The organism is Kribbella antiqua (assembly GCF_004345665.1).
Taxonomy (GTDB): Bacteria; Actinomycetota; Actinomycetes; order Propionibacteriales; family Kribbellaceae; genus Kribbella; species Kribbella antiqua.
On record NZ_SLWR01000014.1, the window covers coordinates 105,935 to 122,498 of the forward strand.

The window sequence follows — 16,564 nt, forward strand, 5'->3', positions numbered from 1 at the left end:
CACCTCCTGTCGGCAAGCCGGTACCCGCCGCCCACAGTCTGGAATCCGGTGGAGGGTCGTGGGCGCGGCGGTCAGGATGGACGGATGGAGCTCTCGATCGTGCTGGGATTCCTGGTCGCCGTGTTCCTCGTGAGCATCGTGCCCGGGCCGGACATGCTGTTCATCGTGGCGAACGCCGCCGTCGGCGGCCGGCGGGCCGGCGTGGTCGCGGCGGCGGGGATGTCGACCGGGCTGGCGGTGCACACGGTGGCGGCCGCGCTGGGACTAGGTGCGCTGATCCAGGCCGCGCCTCAGGTCCTGAACGGCGTACGCATCGCCGGCGCGGCCTTCCTGCTCTACCTCGCCTACCTCACCTGGCGAGCGAGCCGGCAGGAGGTCGGCTCGGTCGAGCCCGACGTCGAGCTTCCGCGCCGGACGCTGCGGAGGACCTACTTGCTGGCGACGCTGACGAACCTGGCCAATCCGAAGGTGATCCTGTTCTTCCTTGCGTTCGTGCCACAGTTCCTCAGCACCGGAGCCGGGAGCTGGCCGGTGACCGTTCAACTGCTCGTGCTGGGCGCGATCTTCATCGCAGTCGGCTTCCCGGTCGACGCCTCCGCGGGCCTGCTGGCCGGCAGCCTGACCAGCAAGTTCCTCGGCGCGGGCGGCAAGGTCCGCCGACGCCTCGAACGCGTCAGCGCCGGGGTCTTCGCCGCACTTGCCGCCCGCCTGGCGACAGACGTTCGCTAGACAGTCAGGACGAGCTTGCCGCGGTTCGTGCCGGAGCGGAGCCGGTCGAGCGTCACCGGCTCGGCGCCGGACGGATTCTCACATGCTGGACTGCCCGGGCTGGTGCTGCTGGGGGTTGTGGGGTCAAGCTGGGAGGGACCTCGGGTGGCATCTGGGTCGCCACCCTTCCACCGAACGACGGAGGCTGGTCCGATGAAGGCGGCGGCGGGCGACACAGTCATAGTCGAGGGCACCCACGTACAGGCACACCGGCGACAGGGCGAGATCGTCGAGGTCCACGATCCCAACGGCGCTCCGCCGTACCTGGTCCACTGGACCGACACCGACACCGAATCGCTGTTCTTCCCCGGCCCGGACGCGCACATCGTCCATTCCGAGTGAGCCGTCAGAACAGCCAAAAACCCGTCACCGCGGTCGGAGCCACGCCGAGGACCATCCACGGTGAGAGCAGCGAGCGCTGGAAGATCGCCAGGACGCCGGCGACGGTCAGCAGGCCGATGACGCCCGACATGATCCAGAGCCCGACGCCCTTGCCGTGATCGTTCTCGGCGATCCCGAGGCTGTACACCGCCAGCGACACTGCGGGCACAGAGCCCACATGGATCAGGATCACCGAAGCAACCCAGCGCTGAACGGTCTCGATCTTCACAGCTCTCCAGATGCGTCGGTGACTCACGCCTGACGCTACCGGCAAACCAGTTGCCTGGCTGTGGTCCCGGCCACCAAGATGCATGACCATGACTCGTCCAGTTGCACTTGTCACAGGCGTCGGCCGCACGGTCGGCATCGGCGCCGGCATCGCCCGCCAGCTCGCGGCCTCAGGGTGGGACATCGCGTTCACCTACTGGACGGCGTACGACGAACGGATGCGGTGGGGCGTGGAGTCAGGGGCTGCCCAGGAGATCACCGAGGAGCTGCGGGGACTCGGCGCGGCGGCGGTGCCGATCGAGGCCGATCTGGTCGACACCGCGGCGCCCGAGCGGATCTTCGACCAGGCGGAGAGGGCGCTGGGCAACGTCACCGCGCTGGTGATGTGCCACTGCGAGTCCGTCGACTCCAGCATCCTCGACACCACCGTCGAGAGCTTCGACCGGCATTTCGCCGTGAACGCCCGGGCGATCTGGCTGCTGATCCGCGAGTTCGGCCGTCGCTTCACCGGCGAGCCCGGGACCGGCCGGATCATCGCACTCACCAGCGATCACACCGTCCACAACCTCCCGTACGGCGCGAGCAAGGGCGCGCTGGACCGGATCACGCAGGCCGCAGCGCACGAACTCGCCCACCTGGGCATCACTGCCAACGTGATCAACCCAGGCCCGGTCGACACCGGCTGGATGACCGAGGAGATCCGTGCCAGTGGGATCCGTCAGACCCCACTGGGCCGCCTCGGCACCCCGCAGGACACCGCCAACCTGGTCGACTTCCTCTGCTCCCCCAAAGGTCAATGGATCAACGGCCAGCTCCTGATGTCGAACGGCGGCTTTGCCTAGTTCACCAAGACACCGGCAGACAGGCGAGCCGTGGGCCGGCGGCGCCATTCGGGTCCGTCGGCTCCTGGTGGATGACGACCGAGCGGTCACCAGGCAGCGGTATGAACGGTACGGTGGTGCTGGCGTAGCCCGTGCCACCGGGCGTGACTGTGAAGTCGAGCCAGATCTCGGTCGTCGCGTCGACACGCGGCGGCACCTGACCGGCAGCGGTGTCAGAGTTGTAATGCGGTCCGGCAGCCGCGCCGTTGCCCTCGACGCACGGGCCGACGTGCAGGTGGGCCCCGAAGGTACGGCCCGCCGCGTCGCGATCGACGCCGGACACCTGCAAACGGGCCATGCTCTGCCCGTCGCGCGAGACCATCACGAACACCGCCCGGGCGCCGTCGAGCGGCCCTTCGGTTGCGGGTACAAGGTCGCGGAGCTCGCCCTGCGCGGTCACCACCTGTGCAGCTGAGTCGTCTGTGGACTGCGCCATGGCGGGTAGGGCGGCGAGCGCGGAGACCGCAAGGACGGCCGTCGTGGTCAGGATCTTGCCGGCTGAAGCTGTCATCACTCCCCCTCAACGTCCATGCTGGAAGCACGGATCACTACGACAGACGGGACACCGTCGCGGGCGGGTGACAGCGAAAGATACTTTCCTTGCCTCGTCACCAGGTACGGCGTTTCGTCCGTTGGTTGGGGTGATGGGGGCTATGGAGGCGGCTGCGAATCTACCGGTTGACAGTGTGCGACCGGATGCCGACGCGCTGGTGATCACACTGTTCCGGGCCGAAGGAGCGCGGCTGGTGCAGCTTGCCCGCTGTTTCGTGGACGACCGGACCGCTGCCGAGGACCTGGTCCAGGAAGCGTTCCTCCGGCTCGCCCGCAACCATCACCGCATCAACGACCAGGGCCGGGCCGCGGCGTACCTGCGCTCGATCGTGATCAACCTGGCCCGCGACCACAACCGCCGTGGTCTCGTCTCGCTGCGGCACCGCCTTCCGGCCGAGCCGGACGACCGGTCCGCGGAGGACCACGCAGCCGAGGACGAGAGCCGCCGCGAGGTGATCTCGGCCCTGCGCGGACTGCCCCGGCGCCAGCGGGACTGCGTCGTACTGCGGTACTACCTCGAGCTCTCCATCGGTGACATCGCCGGCACCCTCGGCCTGTCGCCGAACTCGGTGAAGACCCACCTTCAACGCGGCCTGCGCTCGCTCAAAGCAGATCTGGAGGTACACGCGCGACGATCGTCAACGGGCTCCAGTTCACCTATGATGGAATCATGAGTAAGACTCGTCAGATCTCGATCACTCTCCCGGAGGACCTGATCGACACGATCAAGTCCGCCGTGGAGCGTGGTGAGGCGCGCTCCGTCTCCTCTTATATCGCGTCCCGCCTGGCACCGGGGGTCGCCATGGACGCTCTTTTCGCAGAGTGGAACGCCGACCGCGGCGCACCGACCGGCGACGACAGAGCGTGGGCAGAACACGAACTCGACCGGGCCTTCGCGGAGCAAGCCGACCATGCCCAAGGCCACAGCGCGGCGTGAACAAAGCAATCGTGCTGGATGCGGGGGCCCTGATCGCCATCGAGCGCCGCTCCGTCCAGATCCAGGAGTTGCTCCTCGCGGCCCGCGCACGCCACGCCTCCGTCGTCGTTCCCACCCCGGTCGTCGCCCAGGTCGTCCGGGAGGGCGGGCGCCAAGCCAACCTTCGCCGCTTCCTGGCTGACTCGTACCTCAGATTCGCCGGCCTCGACTATCCGATCGCCCTCGAGATCGGCGCCCTGCTCGGCCGAAGTGGGACGGCCGATGTGGTGGACGCCTGCGTCGCGATCTGCGCCAGAAACCTTGGCAACTGTCCGGTGGTCACGTCGGACCCCGGCGACCTACGCAAGCTCGATCCCGCGTTGCCGCTCATCGTCGTCTGACGGCAGCTGGCCCGGATGCCGCATCCAGGCCGTCGGTTCGGCGGACCCGGGCCGCGGTTTGGCGGAGGGTGGCGAGTGTGGTGCGGACTGCCTGGCGGGCGGTTCGTTCGGGGCGGTAGAGGGCATCGATGTGACGGCGGGCGTGGACGTTGCGGAGCGGGCGGAGTACGACGGCCGGGTGGCGGCGGGTGGTCCAGCGTGGCATGAGGGCGAGTCCGCCGCCGGCGGCGACCACCTCGGCGACGACGGCGAACTCATTGATGCGGTGGACGAGGTTGAGGCGATGGTTGGCGGCGGCGCCGATCGCGTCGATGGTCGCCATCAGCGGGAAGCCGTCATGGACAGTGATCCAGGGCTCATGGGCGACGTCGCGCGGCGTCACAGCTCGCTTGGCCGCCAGCGGGTGATCGGCCGGCATGGCGACGTCGAGCGGCTCGTGCAGCAGCGGGGTGACCGCGACCGTGCCCGGCCAGGCCGGTGCGTGGTCGAGCCGATGCGCGAGTACGACGTCGTACTCGCGGGTGAGAGGTGGGAAGTCGTCTTGTGGGACATCCTCGTCGTGCAGGGTGACGTTGCTGCCGGCGCGTAGCAGCATCGGATAGAAGATGGCCGCCGCGCTGTGGAAGGCGGCAACCGACACCGCCGCGTCGGGCTGCTCGAGGAAGTCGTCGACAGTGTGCCTCGCACGAGCCAGCGCCGTCTCGACATCCGCGGCGGCGCCGGCCAGGGCCTGACCGGCCGCGGTCAGCACAACCCGCCGGCCGCTGCGTTCAGTCAGCGGGACCGGGATCGATCGCTGCAGCAACCTGAGTTGCTGTGAGATCGCCGACGGCGTCACCAGCAACGCCTCCGCCGCCGCGGTGACGCTGCCCAGCTCCCCGACCTCGCGAAGCACCCGCAGTTGCCGCTCGTCCATCCCAATACTGTAGCTCTGCTACAGCGTTGCTTAAGAAGTTGCTACTTGGCTTCAACGTGCTCAGGGGTCCACCGTTGATGCCGTGCTCGCATCCCGCCGTACTGACGTCGTCTTGTTGCTGGTTGCAGTCGTATGGGGTTCGAGCTATCTCGCGGCCAAGACAGCGACCGGTTCCACGCCGGTCCTGACCGTGCTGTTCCTGCGCTACGGCATCTCCGCCATCGCACTCCTGCTCTTCGTCAGGAGCGTCAGCCGGCGTGAGCTGAAGATCGGCGGGTTGCTCGGCCTCAGCCAGGCGGCGGTGCTCGTGCTCGAGACGTACGGCGTGACGCACACGAGCGCAGCCAATGCCGGGTTGATCATCAGCCTGACGCTCGTACTCACACCTTTGATGGATCGCCGCCGGATGCCGCCTCGGTTCTTCCTCGCGGCCGGCCTCTGCATCGTTGCCGTCGGCCTCCTCATGTCCGGCAACGGCCTCCACACACCTGGTATCGGTGACCTGCTGATGCTCGCCGCCGCCGTCGTCCGCGCTGCCCACGTGGCCCTGGTCGGCCGCCTCGCGACCGACCTCAGGCCGTTGCAGGTGACAACTGTGCAGACTCTTGTCGGTACGGCGCTCTTCGCGGCACCAGCGGCTGGTCACCTGCCCTTCGACGCCGGATTGGCAACCTGGCTGCAGCTCGTCTACCTGGCGCTGTTCTGCAGTGTCTTCGCCTTCCTGGCCCAGACCTGGGCTGTCCAGCGCACCTCGGCCTCCCGTGCCAGCCTCCTGCTCGGCACCGAACCCGTCTGGGCCGTTGCCATCGGCATCCTCCTGGCCGGCGAGCGACTCACCCTGCCCGCCGCGATCGGCGCCGTACTCATGCTCGCCGGCACCACCTGGGGCCAGTCCATCGAGCGGACACACCGCAGCCGGGGTGGCACGCGCGCGGTGGCGGCGGTGGGCTCCTGATCCAGTGAAGGATCGAGCCCCCGTCATCACCGATGGCGGGGGCTCGATACGGGCTACGCGGCTGCGACTGCTCTCAGGTGCCTCACTGCCGTCTCCGCGGGCTTGTCGTTCTCCGGCTCGGCATTGTCGCGGTGATCCAGGGCGAGTAGCCAGAGGCCGAAGCGGGCGTCGCCGGAGGGGCCTCCCGGGATGGCCGGGAGGCTCCTGCTCGGCGGCGTTAGGAGCGCGTCCATTGCTGGTTGGTTGCGCCGTTGCAGAACCAGGTGTCGACCGCCGTACCGTTGCCGGTTCCGGAGCCGGCGGCGTCGAGGCACTGGTCAGGGTAGGCGACGCTGGTGATGGACTGGTCGGCGTTGAGCAGCCACGCCTGGTTGGCCGCACCGGTGCAGTTCTCGATGGTGACCGCAGCACCCGCGCTTGCACCTGCCGTCATGCACTTGTTCTCGTAGACGGTCAGCTGCTTGCCGGCGGTGTAGTTCCACGACTGGTTGCCGCCGTTGTTGCAGTCCCACAGGTCGAGCGCCGTACCCGGTGAGGTCGAGAAGCCGGGTACGTCGACGCACCGGTTGCTGGCAACACCGCGGATCGGCTCACCCGGAGGCGCCGGCGGCAGGTTGTTGGACGGCTCGGTCTTGAGCAGACCCCAGCCCCACTGCAGCTGCGCCAGACCACTCGCGCTGTTGACCTGCAGGTCCGCTGGGCCGACCTGCGTGGTCATCGAGTACGAGTCGCCGTTGCGCAGACCCGGCCAGTAGACGATGCCCATCTTCTGCTCGCGGGCCGTCTGGGTGAGCGCACCGAGGTACGACGTGTAGACGTTGCCCTCGTGGTTGCCGTAGTTCAGCCCGATGGTCATCGGCGAGCCGGCCTCGTCGATGATCGTGCGCCAGCCGTAGGAACCGATCCGGGGCTGCAGGTTCGCGAGCCAGGCCGCTTCGGTCGTGTCGGAGGCCCAGAAGCCGTAGAAGTGCAGCGACAGCAGCGTGCCGTTCAGCTCGGGCGATGCGCCCACGCCGGTCACGTTGTCGTTGTAGCCGGTGCCGGAGATGACCACCCGGCCGCGCGGGACGCTGCTGTACTTGGCCAGCCACGACGAGGTGAGCGACACCCACTCGTTCAGCGAGTAGCCGAACGGCTCGTTCATCGGCTCGAAGTACACCCGCGGGTTCTTGCCGTAGGCCTTGACCACCGTATCCCACATGGCGCCGTACTTGACCGGGTCGTCGACCCGGCCGTCCTTGGCGTTGTCGGCCTCCCAGTAGCTGAGGATGACCTTGAAGCCATTGGCGACGGCGGCGTCGATCGCACCCCGGTAGGAATTCCACCAGGCGGTTCCCACACTCGACGGGTTGATCGGCAGCCGGATCGTGTTGGCCTTCAGCTCGGTGCGGAACTCACCGGTGATGCCGATGGCCTTCTGGTACGTCGTCGCGTACGAGTCCGCCGTACTGAGACCCGACGGGACCACTTCGTCGTCCGCGTAGTTGTCCCGCGGGTCGGCCCAGTTCACGCCCCGGAAGTCACTGGTCCCGGCCGGTCCGGTGGCCGGACTGGTGGCGGACTCCGTGGTCTGTGCCGCCCCGGCGGGCACTGTGACAGCGGCTACGACAGCTGTCGCCGCGAAGGCCGCCGCGGCGATGCGCCGAACTGTTGATCTCACGCGATCTCCGTTCCTCACGAGCGGCGGCCCCGAAACGCCGCGCGAAATTCGTGTCGCCGCGATGTTTACGTAAACACGGCAGCACGTCAACGGCTGATGTTCACGTTAACATCTGACGTGACCCAGGTCACAATGCGCTGAGTCAGCTCACGATCACGAGCTGTAGATCCAGCCACTTGGCCAGGTCTTCGACCTCGTGCTGGACGGCCTTGGCCAGCCGCTTGGTGAACGGTTCGTCCTCATGGATCGCGTCGACCCGGAAGATGCCGGCCTTCCGGTCGGAGGTGGCGTCGACTTTGCCGACAAGGCGGTCGCCGTGCAGGATCGGCAGCGCGAAGTACCCCCAGCGGCGCTTGTCCACCGGCTTGTACATCTCCAGCTGGTAGTCGAATTCGAAGATCTCGGCCATCCGCTTCCGGTCGTAGACCAGCCGATCCAGCGGCGACAGCAACGCCGTACGCCCCTTGAAAGAGCCTTCGAGGTACGCCGGATCGAGCCGCCACGTACCGCGGACGCCGTCGATCACGGCCTCCTCCCCCGCCTCGCCGCCGTCGAGCGGCTCGCCTGGGCAGGCCGGGCCGCGAGCGCGAAGGATGCCCATCGAGTGCAGCCGCTGCTCGTCCCGGATGCGCTCCGCCTCGTCGGCCGGAATGATCGGCTCGTCGGGGTAGATCCGCGACGCAAGATCGAAAAGGCGGTCACGGCCGCTGCGGCCGGCGACAGCTACCTCGCCGCGTTGGATCATGAACTCCAGCAGCTGCGAGACGTTGCGGTTGTTGGTCCAGCCGGACGACTGCCAGGGCTTGTTGCAGGTGTCCGGCAGGTCCTTCATCGTCAGCGGGCCGTCCATCCGGAGCCGGTCGAGGATGTCCAGCCGGCACGCCTCGTTGGCCTTCACCCAGTCCCGCCGGTACTCCTGCCAGTCGAGCAGCTTCCCACTCCCCGGCCACTCCGCCATCTCGGCACGGAACAGCGCCAGGCTCTCGCTCGGCCGGGCGAACCCGCGCAGCTCCACCAGCATCTGCGTCTCGAGCGCCTCGGTGAGCTCACTCGGCGAGTACGACGACCCGAGCCGACTCCACGCCACCAGATCGGCATTCGGTGCAACCGCCGCGGTCTGATCCAGCTGCACGACGCCCAGCCGCCGTACGAGATCGACAACGTCCTCCGGCCGCTGGGCGTCCAGCAACTGCGCTCGTACGGCGATACGACGCGCCTGCTGGCGGGACAGCTCATACATGATTCACAAGCTAGACCACACCTAGGACAGAAAGCATGTCCCTCGCTTCGCTCGGGGTGGGGGTGGGGGCATCCTGGGGAAGGTGAGCAAGGAGGCGGTGCGGGTTGCTCTGCTGCTCGCGGCCGGTCGAGGGATACTGCGCCGCGTCGGCGGCGTCAGCCTGCTGGAACGCGGCGTGCGGGAGCTGAGGAAGGCAGGCATCGAGCGCGTCGTGGTCGTGGCCGATGACGTCATCGCCGTCACCGAGGATCTTCCGGTCGAGGTGGTCGTCGACCCGGACTGGGGCAGCGGCACGGCGTCGTCGGTCCTGACGGGCCTCAGCATGATCGGCGACCGGCGCTGTCTGGTGGTGATGGGCGATGTCGTCTTCGAGGCGGACGACGTACGACGGCTGATCCAGACACCAACCGGCAACGCGCAGGCAGTCGACCGCAACGTCGCGGACCACAGGGCCACCCGGATCCAGCTGGACGGCGACGGGCAGGTGGCGTCCCTCGGGCCTGACCTCGATGAGTACGACGCTGTGGACGCCGGCCTGACCGTGGTCGAGGTCCAGGACGTGCTGATGGTGACGTATCGCGTGCGGGAGTCGTGGCTCGAACTCCGGCAGCAGCTGCTCACCCACGGCTGTCGGATGCAGTCCACCGAAATGCAGGGCTTCTGGGCCAGCGCGGACACACCCGAGCTCGAACAGCTCATGTGGCGTCGCTGTGGCCCCAAGCCGACCGACGGAGTCGTCGCCCGAGTCCTGAACCGCCGCATCTCCGGACCGATCACTCGCCTACTGCTGCGCACTGGCGTCGTACCCGAGGTGGCGACCGTACTGGCGTTCGTCGTCACGCTCGTGGCTGCCGGACTGGTCGCGACGAGCAACACCTGGCTGATGATCGCCGGCGGCCTCGGTATCCTCCTCGGCTCCGCGCTTGGCGGTGTCGACGGCGAACTCGCCCGCATCAGCGGTCGCACGACACGCCTTGGCGCCACCCTTCTTGGCCGGTACGCCGAGCTGGCCGTCGTACTGGCGTTTGTCCTGGCTGCCGGTAGCACCCGGACCGCTTGGATCTGGGGCTTCGCGGCTGCGGCCGGGTGTCTGCTCATCTCCTACATCCACGCCGTCGGCCGCGATACCGACGTACGGCTTCTCTTCCGCCGTGAGTTCCGCCTTCTCATCTTCGCCGTCGCAGCTGTCGCCACGTTCCCCCTCTGGGGTCTGGTCGCCGTGGCCGTAGCCGCCAACCTTGATGCCCTTCGCGGGGTGGTCCTGCTCCTTCGCGAGTAGGGGTCCGCTCCGGGTGCAGTCAGGGTGAATGCGGACTGCCCAGTCGCCCGCGCCGACGGACACTGGATGGAGACAGGTTCACGTTCGGAGGAAACATGATCGGGTTTATCGTTGCCGGGCTCATCATCGGTGCGCTGGCTCGGCTCTTCACGCCGGGCAAGCAGAAGCTCGGGCTGCTCGCCACGCTGCTGCTCGGCCTGGCCGGCTCGGTGATCGGCGGCACCATCGCCAACATCCTCGGCACCGGCGGCATCTTCGAGCTGAACGTGCTCGGGTTCGTCGTCGCCGTCATCGCCTCGGTGCTGCTGGTCGGCACCGCGGAGAGCCTCGCCGCCAAGTCCAACCGCCAAGTTCGGCGTTAGACGAAGTCTCGTTCGTTCTGGGCGAGGGCCGGTCGCGGCTCTCGCCCAGGCGGCTGGGTGGGTCGTGGCAGCAGCGGAATGCGCTTCTTGAGCGCGCGGGTGACCGGGTTGTCGGTGGTGACGGTGATGTCCTCGCCGACGTGCTTGAAGGTGAGGCTGGCGTCCTCGCCGTTGTGCACCGAGTAGGTCACCTCTCCCCCGTTGATGTCCACCTTCAGCCGCACGCCGCGCCAGCGAATCGTGAACACCAGCTGGGACATGCCGTGCGGCAGCGCCGGGTCGAAGCACAGGCAACCGCTCACCTCACGCAGACCGCCGAAACCGGCGACGAAGGCCATCCACGCGCCACCCAGCGATGCCATGTGCAGGCCGTCGCCAGTGTTGTGGTGGAGGTTGCGCATGTCGATCAGCGCCGCTTCGTAGGCGTAGTCGTAGGCCAGATCCAGATGCCCGACCTCGGCCGCGATCACGGCCTGAACGCACGCGGACAAAGAGGAATCGCGGACGGTCAGCCGCTCGTAGTAGTCGAAATTGCGCGCCTTCTGCTCCTCGGTGAACGCGTCGGCGCACCAGTACATCGCGAGCATCAGATCGGCCTGCTTGACGACCTGCTTGCGATACAGCTCGAAGTACGGCGCGTGCAACAGCAGCGGATACTTGTCCTTGTAGGCCTCGAAATCCCACTCCGCATAGCCGGTGAAGCCCTCCGACTGCGGGTGTACGCCGATCTCCTCGTCGTACGGGATGTAGACGGCGGCCGCGGCGTCGCGCCAGGCTGCTTCCTCTTCGCGGTCGACGCCGAACTCGCGCGCCTTGGCCGGATGCCGCATCGCGGTCTCCGCCGCCGCGCGCAGGTTGCGTGCTGCCAGCAGGTTGGTGAAAACGTTGTCGTCGGCAACTGCGCTGTACTCGTCCGGCCCGGTCACCCCGGGCAGGTGCCAGCGGCCGTGGCGATCGTGGTGGCCCAGCGACATCCACAGCCGGGCAGTTTCCACCAGCAGCTCGAGCCCGACCTCCTCGATGAACTGGTCGTCGCCCGTCGCGGTGTGGTATCTCACCACTGCCTGGGCGATGTCCGCGTTGATGTGGAACGCCGCCGTACCGGCCGGCCAATACCCCGAGCACTCCTGTCCCCGGATCGTCCGCCACGGGAACGCAGCACCACGCAGTCCCAGTACGGCGGCCCGCTCTCTGGCCAGATTGAGCGTCGAATGCCGCCAGCGCAGCGCATCAGCGGCCGCGCCCGGCATCGTGTAAGTCAGTACCGGGAGCACGAATCCTTCGGTGTCCCAGAAGGTGTGGCCGTCGTACCCCGCTCCGGTCAGGCCCTTCGACGGGATGGCGCGGCGCTCGGCCCGGGCGCCGGACTGCAGCACGTGGAACAGCGCGAACCGAACCGCCTGCTGCATCTCGGGGTGGCCGTGCACCTCGACATCGGCGCCGTCCCAGAAGTCGTCCAAGAACTCGGCCTGCTGCTTGACCAACCCCTCCCAGCCGGAGAAGCGCGCACTCGCCAAAGCGGCCGCGACCTGATCCCGGATCGCCGTCTCCGAACGAAGGCTGGACCAGCCGTAGGCGAGGTACTTCACCACTCGCAGGCTCTGGCCCGGCTGGAGTTGGCAGATCACGGTGTGGCGCGCCCAGTTCTCCCGGACGTCGAGGTCCATCTCGTAGCGAGCCGGCGCATCCACCTCGTGGGCCATCGCGGCCGCCATCAGCTGGCGACTCTTCGTCGTACAGTGAATCAGGACCACGCCGTTGTCGCCGCCGTCGTGGCTGACCGGCTTCAGCGGATTGTCGAGCACCGCCGCGACCCGTGGATCGTCCGAGAGCTTCGGCTGCGTCTCGTTGGCGACGAGCTCGGACTGGATCACGAACCGCGCCGGCTCGTCGACCGGCTCTACGACGTACTCGATCGCGGCGATGGCTCGCTGGGTGAGCGACACCAGGCGGCGACTGCGTACGCGGATTCGCTTGCCGCCCTGGGAGGTCCAGTCCACGTCGCGTTGCAGGATGCCGGTGCGGAAGTCCAGCGACCGCTCGTGCCGGCTCACGTAGCCGTAGCGGATGTCGAAGGGCGAGTCGTCCACCAGCAGCCGGATCAGCTTGCCGTTGGTGACGTCGACCAGCGTCTGCCCTTCCTCGGGGTAGCCGTAGCCGGCTTCGGCGTACGGGAGTGGGCGCTGCTCGTAGAACGAGTTCAGGTAGGTGCCGGGGATCGCGTACGGCTCGCCCTCGTCGAGGTTGCCGCGCAGCCCGATGTGGCCGTTGGCCAAGGCGAACAGCGACTCCGACTGGGCCAGGTTGTCGAGGGAGAGGCGGGTTTCGCGCAACCGCCACGGCTCGATCGGATGATGGCCGCGGTCGATCACTTGGACTCCCCCGTTCCGAGCAGTTCCGCCAGATCCTGGACGACGACGTCCGCGCCGTGCGCGTGCAGCTCGGTGGCCTGGCCGACGCGATCGACCCCGACCACCAGACCGAAGCCGCCGGCATGCCCGGCCGCCACACCGGCCAGGGCATCCTCGAAGACCACGGCCTCGCTTGGTTCGACCCCGAATCGTCGCGCCGCGGTCAGGAAGGTGTCCGGCGCCGGCTTACCGCGCAACCCCTCGGTCCGAATCGTCACACCGTCGACGATCTCTTCGACGTACTGCGCGAGTCCGGTCACCTCGAGCACTTCGCGGGTGTTCGCGCTGGACGAGACCACGGCGCGCCTGAGACCGGCCTTCTCGGCAGCCTGTAGGTACTGCCTCGAGCCCTCGAAGACATGCACTCCTTCGGTCCGGATCCGGCCCTGGACGGCCTCGTTCTTCCGGTTGCCGAGGCCGTTGACCGTCTCCGCGGTCGGCGGATCGTCCGGCGTACCTTCGGGCAGTGTGATGCCGCGTGCGGCCAGGAAGTCCCGCACGCCGTCCATCCGCGGCTTGCCGTCGACGTAGGCGTCGTACTCGTCCCGGGCGTCGAACGGCTGGAACGGAATGTCGTGCTGCTCCGAATACGTTCGGAGGAACGCGTCGAACATTTCCTTCCACGCCGCGGCATGCACCGCCGCGGTGTCGGTGAGTACGCCGTCCAGGTCGAACAAACAGACCCGGATCTCCACAGGCAGTCCCAGCATCCTGCACCTTCCCAGTCGAGGGCAGCCGATATCACCCAGCGTAGACGGCGTAACGGCTACAAGCTCGGCTTGGGTGCGATGCTGAGGTATGCGGATTGTGATCGCGCTCGGGGGTAATGCGCTGCTTCGCCGCGGGGAGCGGCCGGATGCCGACGTACAGCTGGCGCATCTGGCCGCTGTGGCGCCGGCGCTGGCCCGGATCGCGGCGGACCACGAGGTGGCCATTGTCCACGGCAACGGTCCGCAGGTCGGTTTGCTTGCCCTGGAGAGCGTCTCCGATACGACGCTTTCCCGGCCGTACCCGCTCAGCGACCTGGTCGCCGAGACGCAGGGCGTGATCGGGTACTGGATCCAGCAGGCGCTCAGCAATGCCGGCCTCGGACGCCGCGTCGTCACGCTCGTCACTCAGACTGTGGTCGACGCCGAAGATCCCGGTTTCCAGAAGCCTTCGAAATACGTCGGCACCGGCTATCCCGAGGATGAGGCCCGGCAACTGGCCGATCGGCTCGATTGGACGGTCCGCGAGGACGTCGGTGGTTGGCGGCGAGTGGTCCCGTCACCGTTGCCACGGCGCATCGTCGAGCTGGACGCGGCCGAACTCCTGCTGCAGAACGACCTCACAGTGATCCTCGCCGGCGGTGGCGGCGTACCTGTCACCTCTGGTCCAGCAGGCCTGCGAGGTGTCGAAGCCGTCGTTGACAAGGACTTCAGCGCTGCCATGATCGCGACCGAGCTCCGCGCCGACCGGCTGATGATGCTCACCGACGTACCGGCCGTGTACGTCGACTACGGCACCCCAGCCGAGCGTCCCCTCCGCCACATCACCGCGTCGGACCTGGCCACCCTCACCTTCCCGGCCGGCTCGATGGGCCCCAAAGTCGAAGCCGCCCGCCGCTTCGTCGATACCACCCACGCCCGAGCCTCGATCGGCTCCTTGGACGAAGCCCCCGCCGTACTCGAAGGCAGCGCCGGCACGCAGATCACCGCCTGAGAATCTTGTTGCCGAACGCAAGCAGGCGACTGGATGATGCAGCGGTGCGAATCCTCCCGCCCGGCGCCGGTCGCGATGCAGCTGTCCTGTTGCAGACGCGAGGGATCCGGGCGTTCGGCGACGGGATCGTCAGCGTGGTGCTCGCCGCGTACCTCGCCGCGCTGGGCCTCTCCGAGGCCCGCATCGGCGTCATCGTCGCCGCGACGCTGCTCGGCTCGGCGGCGCTGACGCTTGGCGTCGGGCTTCGCGGCCATCACATCGGCCGGCGCCGCCTGCTGCAGCTCGTGTCGCTGCTGATGATCCTGACCGGGCTCGGCTTCGCCGGAGCAAACGGGTTCTGGGTGCTGCTCTTGGTCGCCTTCGTTGGCACGCTGAACCCGTCGAACGGCGACGTCAGCGTCTTCCTCCCGACCGAACAGGCGCTGCTGCCGGGTACCGCGCCCGACCGCGAGCGGACCGCCCTGTTCGCCCGCTACACGCTGATCGGCTCGCTCGTCGGGGCGTTCGGCGCGCTGTGCGCGGGCGTGCCCGAGTGGATCGCCGCGCATGTCGACGTCAGCGCCGAGACCGCGCTGCGCTGGACGTTTGTCGGATACGCCGTACTTGGAGCGACTGTCCTCGTCCGCTACCGCTCGCTGTCGCCGGCGATCGAGCCGCCGGACGAGGCGCCTGCCGTCGCGCTGGGACCGTCCCGCGGCATCGTGTACCGACTCGCCGCACTCTTCACGCTGGACTCGTTCGCCGGCGGCTTCGTCATCACCGCGCTCGTCGTGCTGTGGTTGCAACGACGCTTCGAGCTGCCGATCGCCGTCAGCGGCGCGGTGTTCTTCTGGGCCGGACTGCTCTCGGCGTTCTCGTCGCTGGTCGCCGTACGCATCGCCCGCCGCATCGGGCTCGTGCGGACGATGGTTTTCACGCACCTCCCGGCGAATATCTTCCTGATCCTGGCCGCGTTCATGCCGAACGCGACCCTGGCAGTCGCCGCATTGCTGGTCCGCGCCGCGCTGTCACAGATGGACGTTCCCGTGCGTACGTCGTACGTGATGGCGGTCGTCTCGCCGGCCGAGCGCCCGGCGGCGGCAAGCATGACGAACGTGCCACGCAGCCTGGCATCCGTGCTGCCGCCCATCCTGGCCGGCTGGTTGCTCGGCCACTCGACTTTCGGCTGGCCGATCGTCATCGGAGGCGTGCTGAAGATCTCCTACGACCTGCTCCTGCTGCGCCAATTCCGCAACGTCCGGCCACCCGAGGAGCAGGCCGCGGCGTAAATCCTCGCGGCGGCCGAGGCGTCGGCGATACGCTGCGCGGCCTGGGGTCGATTCGCGGGTCGCGGTCGGATCGGAGCTGGATTGGCTGGCCGCACTGCAGGCAGACACGGAGCTGAGCGTGCCCACGCCGCTCCGGGCTCACAGTGGAGAGTGGACGACCATCGCTGACGACCGGGTGTGCTCGGTCCTCGGCTGGACGCGCGCAATTCGACGAGATCGCGCGCCGGATGCGTACCGTCATGGCGGATCTTGGGTCGAAGCAGGACGCCTTCGGCCTGATCCATGCCGACCTGCATCTGGACAACGCTCTGTTCGACGGTGATGCGGTGCGGCTGATCCTGGACGACTTCATCGCCACCCGATACGTGGCCTTCGGCCTCTGGTTCGCCGGGATGGCTCAGGTCAATCCAGCCTTCGCGGCCGACCTGCCCAAGGTGATGGCCTGGATCGAACGCTCACTCGACCGACTGCTGTGAACGACCCGAGGCCCGCGCAGAGACCTCAGGCAGGGAGTCAGATCCATCCGGAACGACCTGGCCGCAACGTTGCCTAGAGCAACGTCTTTACCGTTGTCCACAAGGCTACCCGGTTGTGGATAACGCTGGACGTCGAAACTCCTTGGAAATAAGGGGATTCCGGTTTGGA

Annotated in this window: 19 protein-coding genes; 12 read left to right on the top strand and 7 right to left on the bottom strand. The window is 67.9% G+C overall.

Going from position 1 to position 16,564, the window contains the following annotated elements:
- The first annotated feature begins 84 nt into the window (after positions 1 to 84).
- Together EV646_RS33225 and EV646_RS33230 are read left to right on the top strand one after the other, a co-directional pair.
- Complete coding sequence (locus EV646_RS33225) at positions 85 to 729, top strand: LysE family translocator (protein WP_132155734.1); 645 nt, start codon at positions 85 to 87, stop codon at positions 727 to 729.
- A gap of 192 nt (positions 730 to 921) precedes the next feature.
- Positions 922 to 1,110, top strand: coding sequence for a DUF1918 domain-containing protein (locus tag EV646_RS33230; RefSeq protein ID WP_132155736.1), 189 nt, complete (start codon positions 922 to 924; stop codon positions 1,108 to 1,110).
- 4 nt (positions 1,111 to 1,114) lie between these two features.
- On the opposite strand, the gene EV646_RS33235 is transcribed toward EV646_RS33230, so the two are convergent.
- A complete protein-coding gene (locus EV646_RS33235) occupies positions 1,115 to 1,378 on the bottom strand; it encodes a transcriptional regulator (RefSeq protein ID WP_132155737.1) in 264 nt (87 codons plus the stop codon).
- Between the two features lie 88 nt (positions 1,379 to 1,466).
- Here EV646_RS33235 and EV646_RS33240 point away from each other — a divergent pair, with 88 nt between their 5' ends.
- Positions 1,467 to 2,219, top strand: coding sequence for an SDR family oxidoreductase (locus tag EV646_RS33240; protein ID WP_199237342.1), 753 nt, complete (start codon positions 1,467 to 1,469; stop codon positions 2,217 to 2,219).
- A gap of 1 nt (position 2,220) precedes the next feature.
- Here the strand turns inward: EV646_RS33240 and EV646_RS33245 are convergent, their stop codons facing one another.
- Positions 2,221 to 2,769 (bottom strand): superoxide dismutase family protein, encoded by a 549-nt coding sequence (locus EV646_RS33245; protein WP_132155741.1) that lies wholly within the window; start codon positions 2,767 to 2,769, stop codon positions 2,221 to 2,223.
- Positions 2,770 to 2,944: 175 nt separating this feature from the next.
- Between EV646_RS33245 and EV646_RS33250 the strand changes: the two genes are divergently transcribed.
- The 3 genes from EV646_RS33250 to EV646_RS33260 are packed head-to-tail and all read left to right on the top strand — an operon-like array spanning position 2,945 to position 4,127.
- Positions 2,945 to 3,484 (top strand): RNA polymerase sigma factor, encoded by a 540-nt coding sequence (locus tag EV646_RS33250; RefSeq protein WP_241996492.1) that lies wholly within the window; start codon positions 2,945 to 2,947, stop codon positions 3,482 to 3,484.
- Positions 3,481 to 3,747, top strand: a complete 267-nt coding sequence (locus EV646_RS33255; protein WP_132155742.1) for a ribbon-helix-helix domain-containing protein — start codon at positions 3,481 to 3,483, stop codon at positions 3,745 to 3,747. Before EV646_RS33250 ends, EV646_RS33255 begins: the two co-directional genes overlap by 4 nt.
- A complete protein-coding gene (locus tag EV646_RS33260; RefSeq protein ID WP_132155744.1) occupies positions 3,744 to 4,127 on the top strand; it encodes a PIN domain-containing protein in 384 nt (127 codons plus the stop codon). Before EV646_RS33255 ends, EV646_RS33260 begins: the two co-directional genes overlap by 4 nt.
- Here the strand turns inward: EV646_RS33260 and EV646_RS33265 are convergent.
- Entirely contained in the window at positions 4,114 to 5,043 is a 930-nt protein-coding gene (locus EV646_RS33265; protein WP_132155746.1) for a LysR family transcriptional regulator, read from the bottom strand. The genes EV646_RS33260 and EV646_RS33265 overlap by 14 nt on opposite strands.
- Positions 5,044 to 5,125: 82 nt before the next feature.
- Here EV646_RS33265 and EV646_RS33270 point away from each other — a divergent pair, with 82 nt between their 5' ends.
- Positions 5,126 to 5,998 carry a DMT family transporter gene (locus tag EV646_RS33270; RefSeq protein ID WP_132155748.1) on the top strand — a complete coding sequence of 291 codons (873 nt, stop codon included), beginning with the start codon at positions 5,126 to 5,128 and terminating at the stop codon, positions 5,996 to 5,998.
- A gap of 217 nt (positions 5,999 to 6,215) precedes the next feature.
- Here the strand turns inward: EV646_RS33270 and EV646_RS33275 are convergent, their stop codons facing one another.
- Both EV646_RS33275 and EV646_RS33280 read right to left on the bottom strand, forming a co-directional pair.
- Entirely contained in the window at positions 6,216 to 7,658 is a 1,443-nt protein-coding gene (locus EV646_RS33275; protein ID WP_132155750.1) for a ricin-type beta-trefoil lectin domain protein, read from the bottom strand.
- 142 nt (positions 7,659 to 7,800) lie between these two features.
- Entirely contained in the window at positions 7,801 to 8,898 is a 1,098-nt protein-coding gene (locus tag EV646_RS33280; RefSeq protein WP_132155752.1) for a DNA glycosylase AlkZ-like family protein, read from the bottom strand.
- 82 nt (positions 8,899 to 8,980) lie between these two features.
- On the opposite strand from EV646_RS33280, the gene EV646_RS33285 reads away from it, so the two are divergent.
- Complete coding sequence (locus EV646_RS33285; RefSeq protein WP_158291084.1) at positions 8,981 to 10,177, top strand: NTP transferase domain-containing protein; 1,197 nt, start codon at positions 8,981 to 8,983, stop codon at positions 10,175 to 10,177.
- Between the two features lie 95 nt (positions 10,178 to 10,272).
- The gene (locus tag EV646_RS33290; protein ID WP_132155756.1) at positions 10,273 to 10,539 is read left to right on the top strand and encodes a GlsB/YeaQ/YmgE family stress response membrane protein; all 267 of its coding nucleotides are present in this window, start codon (positions 10,273 to 10,275) and stop codon (positions 10,537 to 10,539) included.
- On the opposite strand, the gene EV646_RS33295 is transcribed toward EV646_RS33290, so the two are convergent.
- Together EV646_RS33295 and EV646_RS33300 are read right to left on the bottom strand one after the other, a co-directional pair.
- Positions 10,536 to 12,911, bottom strand: a complete 2,376-nt coding sequence (locus EV646_RS33295) for a glycoside hydrolase family 65 protein (RefSeq protein WP_241996493.1) — start codon at positions 12,909 to 12,911, stop codon at positions 10,536 to 10,538. The two genes, EV646_RS33290 and EV646_RS33295, sit on opposite strands and share 4 nt — an antisense overlap.
- A complete protein-coding gene (locus EV646_RS33300; RefSeq protein WP_132155758.1) occupies positions 12,908 to 13,660 on the bottom strand; it encodes a beta-phosphoglucomutase family hydrolase in 753 nt (250 codons plus the stop codon). Before EV646_RS33300 ends, EV646_RS33295 begins: the two co-directional genes overlap by 4 nt.
- Positions 13,661 to 13,748: 88 nt before the next feature.
- On the opposite strand from EV646_RS33300, the gene EV646_RS33305 reads away from it, so the two are divergent.
- The 3 genes from EV646_RS33305 to EV646_RS33315 all read left to right on the top strand — a co-directional run bounded on the left by EV646_RS33305 (position 13,749) and on the right by EV646_RS33315 (position 16,395).
- The gene (locus tag EV646_RS33305; protein ID WP_132155760.1) at positions 13,749 to 14,651 is read left to right on the top strand and encodes a carbamate kinase; all 903 of its coding nucleotides are present in this window, start codon (positions 13,749 to 13,751) and stop codon (positions 14,649 to 14,651) included.
- A 44-nt stretch (positions 14,652 to 14,695) separates the two neighbouring features.
- Positions 14,696 to 15,919, top strand: a complete 1,224-nt coding sequence (locus tag EV646_RS33310) for an MFS transporter (protein WP_132155762.1) — start codon at positions 14,696 to 14,698, stop codon at positions 15,917 to 15,919.
- Positions 15,920 to 16,062: 143 nt separating this feature from the next.
- Positions 16,063 to 16,395 carry a phosphotransferase gene (locus EV646_RS33315; RefSeq protein ID WP_132155764.1) on the top strand — a complete coding sequence of 111 codons (333 nt, stop codon included), beginning with the start codon at positions 16,063 to 16,065 and terminating at the stop codon, positions 16,393 to 16,395.
- Positions 16,396 to 16,564: the final 169 nt, after the last annotated feature.